This window comes from Streptomyces sp. NBC_00726, from assembly GCF_045161735.1.
Lineage (GTDB): Bacteria > Actinomycetota > Actinomycetes > Streptomycetales > Streptomycetaceae > Streptomyces.
This window is the reverse complement of the sequence record NZ_CP108983.1, coordinates 4,527,766-4,541,411: the sequence shown is the minus strand read 5'-3', so window position 1 is coordinate 4,541,411 and position 13,646 is coordinate 4,527,766. Positions and strand designations below refer to the sequence as shown.

Genomic DNA, 13,646 nt, shown 5'->3' with positions numbered 1-13,646 from the left:
GAGGCAGCACCCTGACTACGTTCCGAGACCTCGGGATTCTTTCCGAGACGGCCGAGGCCCTTGAGGCCGTCGGCATCACGTCCCCCTTTCCCATCCAGGAGCTGACGCTCCCGGTCGCCCTCTCCGGCTCCGACGTCATCGGCCAGGCCAAGACCGGCACCGGCAAGACGCTCGGCTTCGGCCTCCCGCTCCTTGAGCGCGTCACCGTCCTCGCCGACGTCGAAGCGGGCCGCGCGAAGCCGGAGGAGCTGACCGACTCCCCGCAGGCCCTCATCGTGGTGCCCACCCGCGAGCTGTGCCAGCAGGTCACCAACGACCTGCTCACCGCCGGCAAGGTGCGCAACGTACGGGTCCTCGCGATCTACGGCGGCCGGGCCTACGAGCCCCAGGTCGAGGCCCTGAAGAAGGGCGTCGACGTGATCGTCGGCACCCCCGGCCGGCTGCTCGACCTCGCGGGCCAGCGCAAGCTGGACCTGTCCAAGGTCCGCGCGCTCGTCCTCGACGAGGCCGACGAGATGCTGGACCTGGGCTTCCTGCCCGACGTCGAGCGCATCATCACGATGCTGCCGGCGAAGCGCCAGACCATGCTGTTCTCGGCCACCATGCCGGGCGCGGTCATCTCGCTGGCCCGCCGCTACATGTCGCAGCCGACGCACATCAACGCCACCTCGCCCGACGACGAGGGCACGACCGTCAAGAACACGGCGCAGTACGTCTACCGCGCCCACTCGATGGACAAGCCCGAGATGGTCGCGCGCATCCTCCAGGCCGAGGGCCGCGGGCTCGCGATGATCTTCTGCCGCACCAAGCGCACCGCGGCGGACATCGCCGAGCAGCTGGAACGGCGCGGCTTCGCCTCCGGCGCGGTCCACGGCGACCTCGGCCAGGGAGCCCGCGAGCAGGCCCTGCGCGCCTTCCGCAACGGCAAGGTCGACGTGCTGGTCTGCACCGACGTCGCCGCCCGCGGCATCGACGTCGAGGGTGTGACGCACGTCATCAACTACCAGTCCCCCGAGGACGAGAAGACCTATCTGCACCGCATCGGCCGCACCGGCCGCGCGGGCGCCAAGGGCATCGCGATCACGCTGGTCGACTGGGACGACATCCCGCGCTGGCAGCTGATCAACAAGGCCCTGGACCTGAGCTTCCCGGACCCGGCCGAGACGTACTCCACCTCCCCGCACCTGTACGAGGACCTGGCCATCCCGGCCGGCACCAAGGGTGTCCTGCCGCGCGCCGAGCGCACCCGCGCCGGTCTCGGGGCCGAGGAGATCGAGGACCTGGGCGAGACGGGCGGCCGCGGCCGCAAGTCCGCCCCGCCGGCCGCCCGCGAGGAGCGGGCCCCGCGCACCCCGCGTCAGCGCCGTCGCACCCGTGGTGGCGCGTCGGTCGCCGAGGGCACCGCGACCGTGCCCGCCCCGGCCGCCGAGGCCGGTGCGGAAGCGGTGGCCGACGCCCCGCGCACCCCGCGCCGCCGCCGGCGCACCCGTGCCGGTGCGGCGGAGGCCATCGCGGCGGAGGCCGTCGCCGCCCAGGCCGCGGTCGCCGTGGCCGAGGCCCCCGCGGCCGTGGTGGCCGAGCCGGAGGCCGAGGCCGCGCCGAAGAAGCGCACCCGGACCCGGAGCGCCAAGCCGAAGACGGAGGCCGTGGCGGAGACCGTCGCCGCCGAGGCCGTCGCGGAGAGCGCGACTGCCGAGGACGAGGCCAAGCCGCGTCGTCGCCGGGCCCGCGCGGCCAAGCCGGTGACCGAGGAGGCCGTGGTCCAGGCCGCGCCGGCGGCCGAGCCGGAGGCGCCCGCCGTCACCCGGCCGCGCCGTCGCCGGGTGATCAAGCCCGCCGAGGACGAGGTCGACTTCCAGATCGCGCCGATCTCCGAGCCCGAGCCGGTCCGTCGTCGTACACGCACGGCGTCCAAGCCGAAGACGGAGGCCGTGGCGGAGACCGCGGCCGCCGAGGGCGAGGCCAAGCCGCGCCGGCGCCGGGCACCGCGCGCCACCGCGAAGGCCGAGGGCTGAGCGGACCACGCAGCAGCTGACGGGCGGCCCCGGGGAACTCTCCCCGGGGCCGCCCGTCGTTCGCGTACGCGCGGGACGAATTAACCTCGTTCCATGAGCCGGCCACCCACCTTCATCCCGCCCTCCTGCGCCCGCGCCCGTGCGCTGTCCACCGCGCGCGGGAACTTCGCCGTGCTGGACGCGGCCCCCGCCGGGACCCCGCGCGGCACCATCCTGCTGGTGCCCGGGTACACCGGCAGCAAGGAGGACTTCATCGCGCTGCTCGAACCGCTCGCGGAGGCCGGCTACCGGGCCGTCGCCGTCGACGGACGCGGGCAGTTCGAGAGCCCGGGGACGGACGACCTCCAGGAGTACGCGCAGGAGGAGCTGGCCCGTGATGTGCTCGCACAGACGGCCGCGCTCGGCGCCGGCGAAAACGGGGGCGCCACCGGGAGCGAGACCGGGGGCGGGGTGCATCTGCTGGGGCACTCGCTCGGCGGACAGCTCTGCCGGGCCGCTGTCCTGCGGGACGCGGCGCCGTTCCGCTCGCTGACCCTGATGTCCTCCGGGCCCGCCGAGGTGGTCGAGGCGCAGCAGGTCAAGCTGAAGATCCTCGGTGACGCGCTGGCCACCATGACCATGAGCACGGTCTGGGACGCGATGCGCGCCTTCGACCCGCCGGCCGAGGCGGAGACGGGCGGCGAGGACCTGCGGCGCCGCTGGCTGCTCCACCGGCCGGCCCAGCTGATCGCGACGGGCCGTCAGCTGGCCACCGAGCCGGACCGGGTGGCCGAGCTCGCCGCGACCGGGCTGCCGGTCCATGTCATCTCCGGCGAGGTGGACGACGTCTGGCCGGTGCCGGTGCTGGACGGGATGGCGGTACGTCTCGGGGCGCGCCGGACCCGGATCGCGGGCGCCGAGCACTCCCCCAACACGGGCCGCCCTGAGGAGACCGCCGCCGCGCTCGCCGCCTTCTGGGACGGCCTGTAGCCCTTCCCCGTACCGGCGGGCCCCAAGCACCGCGGCTTTCAGTACCGGGACTGGAGGTGCTGCCAGAAGCCGTCGCGCAGGGCCCGGCGCAATGGGGGGTGGCCGCGCAGAGAGCGCTGGAGGAGGCGTTCGGCCTCGTGCAGCAGGTCCTGGTCGACCGAGCCCGGCAGGAAGGGGTGGCCGGGCAGCAGGTCGGCCAGGGATTCCCGGCCGCGCGCGGCGAGCCAGGCCGCCGCGATCTGCGCGCCGACGAAGTGGACGTCCTCGCGGGAGGGCACGGGGGCGTCGTCCTCGTATGTGGTGACGGGGCGTCTGGTCACGTAGGGGCGGCAGAAGTCCAGGTCGAAGGTGCGCTGGCTGTCCACCTCCCAGAGCAGCGGTTCCGCCTGGTTGCGCCCCTCGCCCGCCTCGATGCCCCAGAGGTGGACGCGGGCGCCGTAGCCCTGCGCGGCCTCGACGGCCGAGACCAGGTCCTCGTCGCCGCCGACGAGCGCGGCGTCGCTGATGGCGCGGTGGCGGGCCAGCGACTCCAGGTCGGTGCGGATGAGGGAGTCGACGCCCTTCTGCTGGTTGTTGGCGTTGAGGTTGCCGAGCCTGACCTTGACGTCGGGGAGTTCGGCGATGGTCTGCTGCTCGGTGGTGTGGATGCGGCGCCTGGCCCCGTCGTACCAGTACACGCGCAGCAGTCTGCTGTCCGCGAAGATGGTGCGGGCCTTGTCGATGAACGCCTCGATCAGCCCCTCGGCGTCGAGGTCGAAGGAGCGCCGGTCCTCGGTGCCGGTGACGAGCAGCCCGGCGGCGGCGTACACATAGCCCGCGTCCACGAAGATCGCGTGGGTCGAGGGGGTCTTCGAGACCTCGGCGAGCACGCGTTCGAGCAGGGCGTTGGTGCGGTCCAGCCGCTCGCCGATCTCCACGTCGTTCATGCGCGTCCCGTCGCGCCCGCACGCCTGATTACCGGCCGGTACTTAGACATCCGAAAAATTTCCTTAGCGTAGGGAATGATTGCAGGAGGCAAGTCGTTGTATCCACCGTGGGGCGCACGACAGGCATGCCTGGCGCTCCTCATCCTTGCGGACGGGACACCGTCCTCCCAGTAGTTCTCCAGCAGGAGGATCAGACGAAGGGAAGCCTTGTGCGCTTCGAGATCACGCGACTCGACGATGTCGACGGTACCGCCGTGGACAGCACCGTTGTGGACGCCGCCTCCGTCAAGCGGATCGTGCAGCAGGCCGCGGCTACGGGCCAGCGCATCTATATCCGCCCGGCCGAAAGTCCGGCTTCGTAATATTTTGCCGATGTGAGTTGCCGTCGTAACGAAGACGAGGCGCCCCCGCACGAAACGATCGTGCGGGGGCGCTGTTGCGTCCGGGGGCCGCTCAGCCGCCCTGGATGACCTGGGTGACGCCGTTGATGATCTGCTGCACGGCGATGGCGGACAGCATCATGCCGGCCAGCCTGGTGACGAGCACGACGCCGCCGTCCTTGATGACGCGGATGATCAGCAGCGAGTAGCGCATGGTCAGCCAGAGCACGATGTGCATGGCGAGGATCGCCGCCCAGACGGAGACCTGGCTCGCCACGCTGTCGGCGTGCTGCACGGCGAGGATCACCGAGACGATCGCGCCGGGCCCGGCGAGCAGCGGCATGCCGAGCGGTACGAGGGCGACGTTGACGTCCTTGGTCTGCGTCGGCTCGTCGGTCTTGCCGGTCAGCAGGTCGAGCGCGATGAGCAGCAGGAGCAGCCCGCCGGCGATCATCAGCGCCGGTACGGAGACGTGCAGGTAGTCCAGGATCTGCTGGCCGAGCACGCCGAAGACGGCGATGACGCCGAAGGCGACGGCGACGGCCTGGAGGGCCATCCGGCGCTGCACCTTGGCGGGGCGCCCGGCGGTGAGGGCGAGGAAGATCGGAGTGATTCCGGGCGGATCCATAATCACAAAAAGGGTGAGAAAAAGGGATCCAAAGACAGCGACGTCGAACACGGGTGAGCCTTGTGGGGAGTGAGCGGGTGTGCGGCGGTTGACCGCGGGGAAGGGAGGCGCACCGCACCGCCGTCCGGACATGCCGGACGGCGGCGGGGCGTAAGGAGAAACGAGCGGGCGGGGCCCGGGTGCCGTTACGCGGGGGCGGGTCCGCCGGCGCCCGGCACCGGGAAGGCCCCCGTGGCGCGCCGGGTGATCTCGCCGTAGATCTCGGGGTCGGTGGTGTACGCGCCGAGCTGCACGGTCTTGCGGCTGCCGTGGTAGTCGCTGGAGCCGGTCGTCAGCAGCCCGAGTTCGCGGGCGAGGGCGCGCAGCCGGGTCCTGGTCGGCTCGTTGTGGTCCATGTGGTCGACCTCGATGCCGTCGAGCCCGGCGGCGGCCAGCTCGGCGATCCGCGCCTCGGGCACCGTACGACCGCGTTTGACGGCGGCCGGGTGGGCGAAGACGGTGACGCCGCCCGCGGCCTTGACCAGCCGGATCGCGTCGAAGGGGTCCAGCTCGTGCTTCTCCGCGTACGCGCGCCCGCCGTCGCCGAGCCAGTCGGGCGTGAAGGCGTCGGACACGGTCGGGACGACGCCCAGCTCCACGAGGGCGGTGGCGACATGCGGCCGGCCGACCGAGCCGTCGCCGGCGATCCGGGCGACCTGCTCCCAGGTGACGGGGACGCCCAGCTCCCGGAGCTTGCGGACCATGGTCCGGGCGCGCGGCACCCGGTCGTCGCGGACCAGCTCGCGCTCGCGGGCGAATGCGGGCTCGGCCGGGTCGAAGAGGTACGCCAGCATGTGCAGGCCCACGCCGTCGATGCGGCAGGACAGCTCGGCGCCCGTGACGAGGGTGAGTCCTGCGGGGAGCGCGGCGGCGGCCTCGGCGTGGCCGCGCACGGTGTCGTGGTCGGTGAGGGCGACGACGTCGAGGCCCGCGGCGGCGGCATTGCGGACCAGCTCGGCCGGGGTGTCCGTGCCGTCCGACGCGGTGGAGTGGGTGTGCAGATCGATGCGCACGACTCGTACTCCAGTGCTCGCGGCCGGACAGGGGGACGCTCAAGGATAACCGGCGCGCGCGCTGGGTCCGGCCGCGCTCAGGGGCCCGTCAGGAGGCGGGGGGTGAGGGCGCCGCAGGGCACCAGGTCGACCTCTCCCCCGGCGTCGCGCAGGTCGGTGAGCACCAGCTCGTCGTACATGAGCAGCCCGGACTGCTCGGGCCACACGATGGCCCACAGCCACAGGCCGCACGCTTCGCCCGCGAAGACGGCGCGGTCGGCGGGGGCGTGTCCGACGTGCCAGAGCGGGGTGGGTCGTCCGGCGGCGAGCACCTTGGATTCCGGGGGGCCGTCCACCCGCAGCAGGGGCCCGGGGTCGGGTCCGTCGATGCCCGCGTACCGCGCGCCGAGCCCGACGCCCAGCTCCTCGGCGACGAGCAGCAGTTCGCCCATGCCGCCGAGCGGTCCGGGTCCGGAGCAGGCGACGGCGGTGGCGCGTCCGCCGGTGCGGTCGTCCCCGGCCGAGGCGACGCCGGTGAACAGCCAGCCGACGGGGAGCGGCCAGGGCATCCACACGGGGACCTGTGCGCGGTGCACCACCACGCCGAGCGCCTCGACGCTCGGCGGGACGACCGGCTGGAGCGGGTGCACGCTGCCGTGCTCGGCGCACTGCCAGGTGTCGGCGAAGAGCCCGGGCGCCCTGACCCGGCCTCCGCACTTCGGGCAACTTGGTTCGCCCCTCATACCTTCTTACGGTCCTCTCCGGCCGTCGCCGCGTCAAGGACGATCACCCTCGCGCGCCGCGCACCAGGCCCCTCTACCCCGCGCGCGTCCCGGCCACCGGGCCACCACCGGGGAATTTAGATGTAACTTGCATTCATTAGCTTCTCTAACTTATTCTGTGCATAACACATCGATCCAGTGGAGCCGACGGAGAGGAAGAGGCCCATGCCGTCAGAGGCAGTAACGGGAGAGGATCCGTTCAACCAGGAGCCGGTCAGCATCCTGCGCCAGCCGAAGGCCGTCTGGGCCACGGCGGGCGCGTCCGTCGTGGCCTTCATGGGCATCGGCCTGGTGGACCCGATCCTGCCGTCCATCGCCAAGGGCCTGGACGCGACGCCGAGCCAGGTGTCGCTGCTCTTCACCTCGTACTTCCTGATCACCGCCGTCGCGATGCTCGTGACCGGCTTCGTCTCCAGCCGGATCGGCGGCCGCAAGACGCTGCTGGCCGGGCTGGCGCTCGTGGTGGTCTTCGCGGCGCTCTCCGGCACCTCGTCGTCCGTCGGCGAGCTGGTCGGCTTCCGGGCCGGCTGGGGCCTCGGCAACGCGCTGTTCGTCTCGACCGCGCTCGCGGTGATCGTCGGCGCGGCGGCCGGCGGCAGCTCGGCGGCGATCCTGCTGTACGAGTCGGCGCTCGGCCTCGGCATGGCGTGCGGGCCGCTGCTCGGCGCCCTGCTCGGGGACGCCAGCTGGCGCTACCCGTTCTTCGGGACGGCCGCGCTGATGGCGATCGGCTTCGTCTGCATCACGGCGTTCCTGAAGGAGCAGCCCAGGCCCGCCCGTAAGACCTCACTGCTCGACCCGGTCAAGGCGCTCGGCCACGGCGGGCTCGCCTCCGTCGCCGCGTCCGCGTTCTTCTACAACTACGCCTTCTTCACGATCCTGGCGTTCACCCCGTTCGTGCTGGACATGACGCCGTACAAGTCCGGTGCCGTCTTCTTCGCCTGGGGCCTGCTGCTCGCGGTCTTCTCGGTGCTCGTCGCGCCCCGGCTCCAGCAGCGGTTCGGCTCGCTCAAGGTGCTCGGCGCCTCGCTGGTGCTGCTCGCCGCCGACCTGGTGGTCCTCGGTTACGGAAGCCACACCACGGCCATCGTCTGCACCATCGTGTCCGGTGCGCTGATCGGCATGAACAACACCGTGTACACGGAGCTGGCGCTGGGTGTCTCGGACGCGCCGCGCCCGGTGGCCAGCGCGGGCTACAACTTCGTCCGCTGGTTCGCCGCCGCCGCGGCGCCCTACCTGGCCCCGAAGGTCGAGGAGTGGAGCAACATCCACATCCCGTTCGTGGTCGCCGCCGGCGCCTCGGTGACCGGTGCGATCGTGGTCTGGGTACGGCGCTCCGCGCTGACCCACGAGGCCGAGGAGCTGGAGCCGAAGCACGCCACGGAGGACGGCGTCACGGTCTTCGCCGGCTGACGCCGTCAGTCCAGACCGGCGGAACGTCGCAGGGGATCGCGCAGGTCGGTCCCCTGCGACAGCCATTTCTCCTGGAGCTCCTGCGCACCCCGGACCCGCTTCCAGGCGGCCTCGTTCTGCGTCATCGGCAGGAGCGGCAGAAAGCGCACCGGCTCCAGCGGCTCGTCCAAGTCCAGATCCTCGACCAGCCCCCCGCTCTCCGCGACCAGCACCGAGGTGAACGGCGCGCCCGGCCACAGCGGTTCGCCGACGTCCAGCGAGGCACCGGGCGCCACGACCAGGCCCTCCACCTGGGGCGAGGCCGCGAGCACCGCGAGCTTGCGCAGCACCTGGTCGGTGTCGGCCAGGCCGCCGCGTACCGACAGGATCAGCTCGGCGCGCGGACCCTTCAGCGGGTCGGCCACGACGGCCGTCGGGTCGGACATCGGCTGGGCGGACATACCGAGCGTGGCGTACCGCACGAGGTCGCCGTCGATGAACCGGAGCACCTCGATCCGGTCAGTCCCGAGAAACGTCACTGCCGCACGTGCGTCCGGTTCACCCAGGGCCGTCCGCAGACGAGCCTCGACCAGAGCAAGAATTTCTGCCATGCCGCGAGCATAGGTCGCGTATGGAACGGGCAAAGTAAGGGATTGGCCCTCTACCGGCTGCTAGCCTGGGGTGTCGGCCCGGGACAGCACGCTGAAGCGTCGCTCTCAAGTCCCGGCGCTACGTCATCCCCCACGGGGGACCGGCAGGAGGAGGTGGGGCTGCGGTGGATCCGAGTCGATCGTGCAGTACCAACCGCTCTTCCACCGGACGCCCCTCCGTGTGATCTGACACCCGGTCGGGCCCTGGCATGTCGCATGACGGAAGAGCACGTCTTTTTGCCTGTCTGTAGCGAACGCCGTCATCGTGCCGCCGCGGTGCCGCCCGCTTTGCGGATGTGAGTCCACGTCCCCATTCCGGGCTGTTCCAGGCCCTCCGACGACGGCCCTCCGTGAAGGAGCCAGCCATGTCGATGATCCGTGACCTGCGCGCCGTCGTGCGCCCCTCCCTGCGCAAGAGCGCCCCCCTGCACAACGGCTACGACGCCACCCGCGACCCGTCCGCCTCCAGCGCGGTGGTCGACTGCGCGGTCTACCGAGACGGCCGCCGGCTCGCCGAGGCGGACGGCACCTGCCGCACCGCCCGCGAGGCCATGCTGCGGGTCCGCGAGAAGGGCGGCTTCGCCTGGATCGGGCTGCACGAGCCGACCGAGGAGGAATTCGCGGGCATCGCCCGGGAGTTCGGGCTGCACCCGCTGGCCGTGGAGGACGCGGTCCACGCCCACCAGCGCCCGAAGCTGGAGCGCTACGACGACACGCTGTTCACCGTCTTCAAGACCATCCACTACGTCGAGCACGCCGAACTGACCGCGACCAGCGAGGTCGTGGAGACCGGCGAGGTCATGTGCTTCACCGGCCGGGACTTCGTCATCACCGTCCGGCACGGCGGCCACGGCTCGCTGCGCGCGCTGCGCCACCGCCTGGAGGAGGACCCCGAGCTGCTGGCCAAGGGCCCCTCCGCCGTGCTGCACTCCATCGCCGACCATGTGGTCGACGGCTACATCGCGGTGGCGGGTGCCGTGCAGGACGACATCGACGAGGTGGAGATCGAGGTTTTCTCCACCCCGGACAAGGGAAGCGCGCGCGGCTCGGACGCCGGACGGATCTACCAGCTCAAGCGCGAGGTGCTGGAGTTCAAGCGGGCCGTCTCCCCGCTGCTGCGCCCGATGCAGCTGCTCAGCGAACGGCCCATGCGGCTGATCGACCCCGACATCCAGAAGTACTTCCGGGACGTCGCCGACCACCTGGTGCGGGTCCAGGAAGAGGTCATCGGCTTCGACGAGCTGCTGAACTCCATCCTCCAGGCCAACCTGGCGCAGGCCACCGTCGCGCAGAACGAGGACATGCGCAAGATCACGTCCTGGGCGGCCATCGTCGCCGTGCCGACGATGATCTGCGGGGTCTACGGCATGAACTTCGACCACATGCCGGAGCTGCGCTGGACGTACGGCTATCCGATGGTGCTGGGCTTCATCGGCGTGGTCTGCTTCTCCATCCACCGCATGCTCAAGCGCAACGGATGGCTCTGAGCCCTTCCCGTACGCCGACGTTCTGAAACCGGCCGGTCTAAGCTCTGCCCATGACTGCTGCTGACACGCTGCTCGGGTCCGCCCTCGTCGAGGAGGCCACGAAGAAGTCCGGCCTCGTCTGGGTGCGCTCCACCGGCGCGGCGCGGGCCCTGTGGCACGTATGGCACGAGGGCGCCGCCCACCTCGTCGGCGACGGCCCCGGCGAGCAGCCGCTGCCGTCCGGGCTCACCGAGGGCGCCACCGCCGAGGTGACCGTCCGCAGCAAGGACAAGGGCGGCCGCCTCGTCGCCTGGTCCGCCTCGGTCGCCGTGCTCGCCCCGCACTCCGAGGAGTGGGAGGCCGCCGTCGCCGAGCTGAAGGGCAAGCGGCTGAACGCGCCGGACGCGGAGCGGCTGACGGACCGCTGGGCGCGCGAGTGCCGGGTCGTCCGGCTCACACCCCTCGACGCGCGCACCGAGCTGCCCGGGACCTCCGGGGCCGCGGCACCGCTGCCGACGACGGCGACGACCCGGCTGCCGGTCCCGGCGGGCCTGCCGCGTCTGCTGAAGCGCTCCCTGCGCAAATGAAGGTGTCTCAGGACGAGGTCTTCGGCAGCTGCTTGCCGTAGTCGACGGTCTCGTCCTTCGCGGGGGCCTTCAGCGCGAAGTCCTTGCCCCAGTCGGCGAGCGTGATCACGCCTCCGCCGCCGCCCCGGGCGAAGCGCAACGGATACGGCTTGCCCTCCAGCGCCACGTCGAGCGCGCCGCCCGCGCCCTCGCCGCCCATGATCCGCACCGTGCGCACCCCGGCGACCTTGTCGCGGTCGCCCTTGGTGAGCTCGCCGTGCAGCGTGAGCATCCCGTCGAGCAGCACCTTCTTGTCGGTGAAGCCGCTCAGCTGCTTGTACGTGGGGTCGCCCTCGGGGACCTTGACGTACTTGCCCTCCAGCTTGTCCGCCGCCGCCGCGCCGTCCTTGCCACCGTCCGCCCCGTCCTTGCCGTCGTGGCTCCAGAAACCGGCGTCGGCCTTGAGATAGAGCTCGTCGCCGATCCGCAGCAGCGTGAAGGTGCTGTTCTTCGAGGTGACGGAGCCCGCGCCGCCCTGGTCCTTGAGCCGCATGTCGATCTTGTACGTGCCGCCCTTGCTGACCAGCGTCCCGGCGAGCCGCACCGCGTCGGCGGAGTCCGTCGCGGCCTGCGCCTTCTTCTCGATCTCCGGCGCGGAGAGCTTGCCGACGCCGTTGGTCCCCTCGTCCGGGTCCTCGCTCCCGCAGGCGGTCAGCGCCGCGGTCAGCCCCGCGCACAGCGTGACGGCGAGGAACGCGTTCCGGCGGCGGGCCCGTACGGCCGGGGCGGAAGAGGTCACAGGCGCACTGCCTCTCGTATCCATGGTGGGGGGTGGCAGACGGCAGCGTACCCGGGTGGCCTACGCCATCGGACCCGGAGCCGTACGGACGGCCAGCCGGGGCGGTCCGCGTGCGCACGGGCTAGCCTGATCACGTCATAACAGCGCGATAACTGTCGGAAGCGGGCGGCCGGGGGCCGTCCGAGGCGAGCGAGGAGGTGCGGGATGACACCGGTGACGCCCCGGGTGTTCGTCTCGCATCTGTCCGGTGTGCCGGTCTTCGACCCCAACGGCGACCAGGTGGGACGCGTCCGCGACCTGGTCGCGATGCTCCGCGTCGGCGGCCGTCCGCCCCGGCTGCTCGGCATGGTGGTCGAGGTGGTGAGCCGGCGGCGGATCTTCCTGCCGATGACCCGGGTGACGGGCGTGGAGTCGGGGCAGGTGATCACCACGGGCGTGGTCAACATGCGCCGCTTCGAACAGCGGCCCACCGAACGCCTGGTGCTCGGCGAGTTCCTGGACCGCCGGGTGCGTCTGGTGGAGACGGACGAGGAGGTCACCATCCTGGACGTGGCCATCCAGCAGCTGCCCGCCCGCCGCGACTGGGAGATCGACAAGTACTTCGTCCGCAAGGGCCGGGGCGGGGCGCTGCGCCGCAAGGGCGAGACGCTGACCGTCGAGTGGTCGGCGGTGAAAGGTTTCTCGCTGGAGGAACACGGGCAGGGCGCCGAGTCCCTGGTGGCCACCTTCGAGAAGCTGCGCCCCGCCGACGTGGCCAACGCGCTGCACCACCTGACCCCGAAGCGCCGGGCGGAGGTCGCGGCGGCACTGGACGACGACCGGCTCGCCGACGTCCTGGAGGAGCTGCCCGAGGACGACCAGGTGGAGATCATCGGCAAGCTCCAGGAGGAGCGCGCGGCAGACGTCCTGGAGGCGATGGACCCGGACGACGCGGCCGACCTGCTCTCCGAGCTGCCCGAGGAGGACAAGGAACGGCTGCTGACGCTGATGCGCCCCGGCGACGCGGCGGACGTGCGGCGGCTGATGTCGTACGAGGAGCGCACCGCGGGCGGCCTGATGACGACGGAGCCGGTCATCCTGCGCCCGGACGCCACGGTGGCCGACGCGCTGGCCCGGGTGCGCCAGTCGGACCTGTCCCCGGCGCTGGCCGCACAGGTGTACGTGTGCCGGTCGCCGGACGAGACGCCGACGGGCAAGTACCTGGGCACCGTGCACTTCCAGCGGCTGCTGCGGGACCCGCCGTTCACCCTGGTCAGCTCGCTCCTGGACAGCGATCTGGTGCCGCTGCCGCCGGACACCCCGCTGTCGGTGGTGACCAGCTATCTGGCGGCGTACAACCTGGTGTCGGTGCCGGTGGTGGACGAGAGCGGTTCGCTGCTGGGCGCGGTGACCGTGGACGACGTGCTGGACCACCTGCTGCCGGAGGACTGGCGGGAGACGGACTTCCACGGCCGTGAGGGGGTGCTCCGTGACCGGTGACGACCGCGCCCGCGCGTCGAACGGCTCGACGGCGCTGACCCGTACCCCGAGGAACCGGCTCGACCAGCCGAAGGCGCCGCGCCGGCGGCTGCTTCCGGAGTACGACCCCGAGGCGTTCGGCCGGTTCTCGGAGCGCATCGCGCGCTTCCTGGGCACCGGCCGGTTCATCGTCTGGATGACGCTGATCATCATCGTGTGGGTGGCGTGGAACATCTTCGCGCCCGAACACCTGCGGTTCGACCAGTACCCGTTCATCTTCCTGACCCTGATGCTGTCGCTCCAGGCGTCGTACGCGGCTCCGCTGATCCTGCTCGCGCAGAACAGGCAGGACGACCGGGACCGGGTCACGCACGAGCAGGACCGCAAGCAGAACGAGCGCTCCATCGCCGACACCGAGTACCTGACCAGGGAGATCGCGGCGCTGCGGATGGGCCTCGGCGAGGTGGCCACCCGGGACTGGATCCGGTCCGAGCTGGAGGACCTGGTGAAGGACCTGGACGACCGCCGGGCCCTGCTCTCCGCCGAGAGTGACGAAGACCGCTGACGGAGCTACCCGCGCGTAC

The 13,646-nt window shown here is 71.7% G+C and carries 14 protein-coding genes; 8 read left to right on the top strand and 6 right to left on the bottom strand.

Annotation, left to right across the window (positions count from 1 at the left end; genetic code table 11):
* The first annotated feature begins 101 nt into the window (after positions 1-101).
* Positions 102-2,015 (top strand): DEAD/DEAH box helicase, encoded by a 1,914-nt coding sequence (locus OG338_RS20475; protein WP_405940482.1) that lies wholly within the window; start codon positions 102-104, stop codon positions 2,013-2,015.
* Positions 2,016-2,108: 93 nt separating this feature from the next.
* Positions 2,109-2,984 carry an alpha/beta fold hydrolase gene (locus OG338_RS20470; RefSeq protein WP_405938705.1) on the top strand — a complete coding sequence of 292 codons (876 nt, stop codon included), beginning with the start codon at positions 2,109-2,111 and terminating at the stop codon, positions 2,982-2,984.
* Positions 2,985-3,022: 38 nt separating this feature from the next.
* Here the strand turns inward: OG338_RS20470 and OG338_RS20465 are convergent, their stop codons facing one another.
* Positions 3,023-3,910 carry an NYN domain-containing protein gene (locus OG338_RS20465; protein ID WP_405938704.1) on the bottom strand — a complete coding sequence of 296 codons (888 nt, stop codon included), beginning with the start codon at positions 3,908-3,910 and terminating at the stop codon, positions 3,023-3,025.
* A gap of 209 nt (positions 3,911-4,119) precedes the next feature.
* Here OG338_RS20465 and OG338_RS20460 point away from each other — a divergent pair, with 209 nt between their 5' ends.
* The gene (locus OG338_RS20460; protein ID WP_405938703.1) at positions 4,120-4,272 is read left to right on the top strand and encodes a hypothetical protein; all 153 of its coding nucleotides are present in this window, start codon (positions 4,120-4,122) and stop codon (positions 4,270-4,272) included.
* 91 nt (positions 4,273-4,363) lie between these two features.
* Here the strand turns inward: OG338_RS20460 and OG338_RS20455 are convergent, their stop codons facing one another.
* The 3 genes from OG338_RS20455 to OG338_RS20445 all read right to left on the bottom strand — a co-directional run bounded on the left by OG338_RS20455 (position 4,364) and on the right by OG338_RS20445 (position 6,692).
* The gene (locus tag OG338_RS20455) at positions 4,364-4,969 is read right to left on the bottom strand and encodes a MarC family protein (RefSeq protein ID WP_405938702.1); all 606 of its coding nucleotides are present in this window, start codon (positions 4,967-4,969) and stop codon (positions 4,364-4,366) included.
* A 134-nt stretch (positions 4,970-5,103) separates the two neighbouring features.
* Positions 5,104-5,970, bottom strand: coding sequence for a PHP domain-containing protein (locus OG338_RS20450; RefSeq protein WP_405938701.1), 867 nt, complete (start codon positions 5,968-5,970; stop codon positions 5,104-5,106).
* A gap of 77 nt (positions 5,971-6,047) precedes the next feature.
* Positions 6,048-6,692 carry a DUF6758 family protein gene (locus OG338_RS20445; RefSeq protein ID WP_405938700.1) on the bottom strand — a complete coding sequence of 215 codons (645 nt, stop codon included), beginning with the start codon at positions 6,690-6,692 and terminating at the stop codon, positions 6,048-6,050.
* A 204-nt stretch (positions 6,693-6,896) separates the two neighbouring features.
* Here OG338_RS20445 and OG338_RS20440 point away from each other — a divergent pair, with 204 nt between their 5' ends.
* Positions 6,897-8,144 (top strand): MFS transporter, encoded by a 1,248-nt coding sequence (locus OG338_RS20440; protein ID WP_405938699.1) that lies wholly within the window; start codon positions 6,897-6,899, stop codon positions 8,142-8,144.
* Positions 8,145-8,149: 5 nt separating this feature from the next.
* Here the strand turns inward: OG338_RS20440 and OG338_RS20435 are convergent, their stop codons facing one another.
* The gene (locus OG338_RS20435) at positions 8,150-8,734 is read right to left on the bottom strand and encodes a suppressor of fused domain protein (protein ID WP_405938698.1); all 585 of its coding nucleotides are present in this window, start codon (positions 8,732-8,734) and stop codon (positions 8,150-8,152) included.
* 404 nt (positions 8,735-9,138) lie between these two features.
* Between OG338_RS20435 and OG338_RS20430 the strand changes: the two genes are divergently transcribed.
* Both OG338_RS20430 and OG338_RS20425 read left to right on the top strand, forming a co-directional pair.
* The gene (locus tag OG338_RS20430) at positions 9,139-10,260 is read left to right on the top strand and encodes a magnesium and cobalt transport protein CorA (RefSeq protein ID WP_405938697.1); all 1,122 of its coding nucleotides are present in this window, start codon (positions 9,139-9,141) and stop codon (positions 10,258-10,260) included.
* A 50-nt stretch (positions 10,261-10,310) separates the two neighbouring features.
* Entirely contained in the window at positions 10,311-10,826 is a 516-nt protein-coding gene (locus tag OG338_RS20425; RefSeq protein ID WP_405938696.1) for a hypothetical protein, read from the top strand.
* Positions 10,827-10,833: 7 nt separating this feature from the next.
* On the opposite strand, the gene OG338_RS20420 is transcribed toward OG338_RS20425, so the two are convergent.
* Positions 10,834-11,604, bottom strand: coding sequence for a hypothetical protein (locus OG338_RS20420; RefSeq protein ID WP_405938695.1), 771 nt, complete (start codon positions 11,602-11,604; stop codon positions 10,834-10,836).
* 204 nt (positions 11,605-11,808) lie between these two features.
* On the opposite strand from OG338_RS20420, the gene OG338_RS20415 reads away from it, so the two are divergent.
* Entirely contained in the window at positions 11,809-13,083 is a 1,275-nt protein-coding gene (locus OG338_RS20415; protein ID WP_093706487.1) for a magnesium transporter MgtE N-terminal domain-containing protein, read from the top strand.
* The gene (locus OG338_RS20410) at positions 13,073-13,627 is read left to right on the top strand and encodes a DUF1003 domain-containing protein (RefSeq protein WP_018105493.1); all 555 of its coding nucleotides are present in this window, start codon (positions 13,073-13,075) and stop codon (positions 13,625-13,627) included. The genes OG338_RS20415 and OG338_RS20410 overlap by 11 nt, the downstream gene beginning before the upstream one ends.
* Positions 13,628-13,646 lie beyond the last annotated feature (19 nt).

What these genes read in the sequence shown, in the direction of transcription:
- OG338_RS20470 (WP_405938705.1), top strand. Translation starts at nt 2,109, where the DNA reads ATGAGCCGGCCACCCACCTTCATCCCGCCCTCCTGCGCCCGCGCCCGT.
- OG338_RS20430 (WP_405938697.1), top strand. Translation starts at nt 9,139, where the DNA reads ATGTCGATGATCCGTGACCTGCGCGCCGTCGTGCGCCCCTCCCTGCGC.
- OG338_RS20435 (WP_405938698.1), bottom strand. Translation starts at nt 8,734, where the DNA reads ATGGCAGAAATTCTTGCTCTGGTCGAGGCTCGTCTGCGGACGGCCCTG.
- OG338_RS20425 (WP_405938696.1), top strand. Translation starts at nt 10,311, where the DNA reads ATGACTGCTGCTGACACGCTGCTCGGGTCCGCCCTCGTCGAGGAGGCC.
- OG338_RS20440 (WP_405938699.1), top strand. Translation starts at nt 6,897, where the DNA reads ATGCCGTCAGAGGCAGTAACGGGAGAGGATCCGTTCAACCAGGAGCCG.
- OG338_RS20415 (WP_093706487.1), top strand. Translation starts at nt 11,809, where the DNA reads ATGACACCGGTGACGCCCCGGGTGTTCGTCTCGCATCTGTCCGGTGTG.
- OG338_RS20445 (WP_405938700.1), bottom strand. Translation starts at nt 6,692, where the DNA reads ATGAGGGGCGAACCAAGTTGCCCGAAGTGCGGAGGCCGGGTCAGGGCG.
- OG338_RS20465 (WP_405938704.1), bottom strand. Translation starts at nt 3,910, where the DNA reads ATGAACGACGTGGAGATCGGCGAGCGGCTGGACCGCACCAACGCCCTG.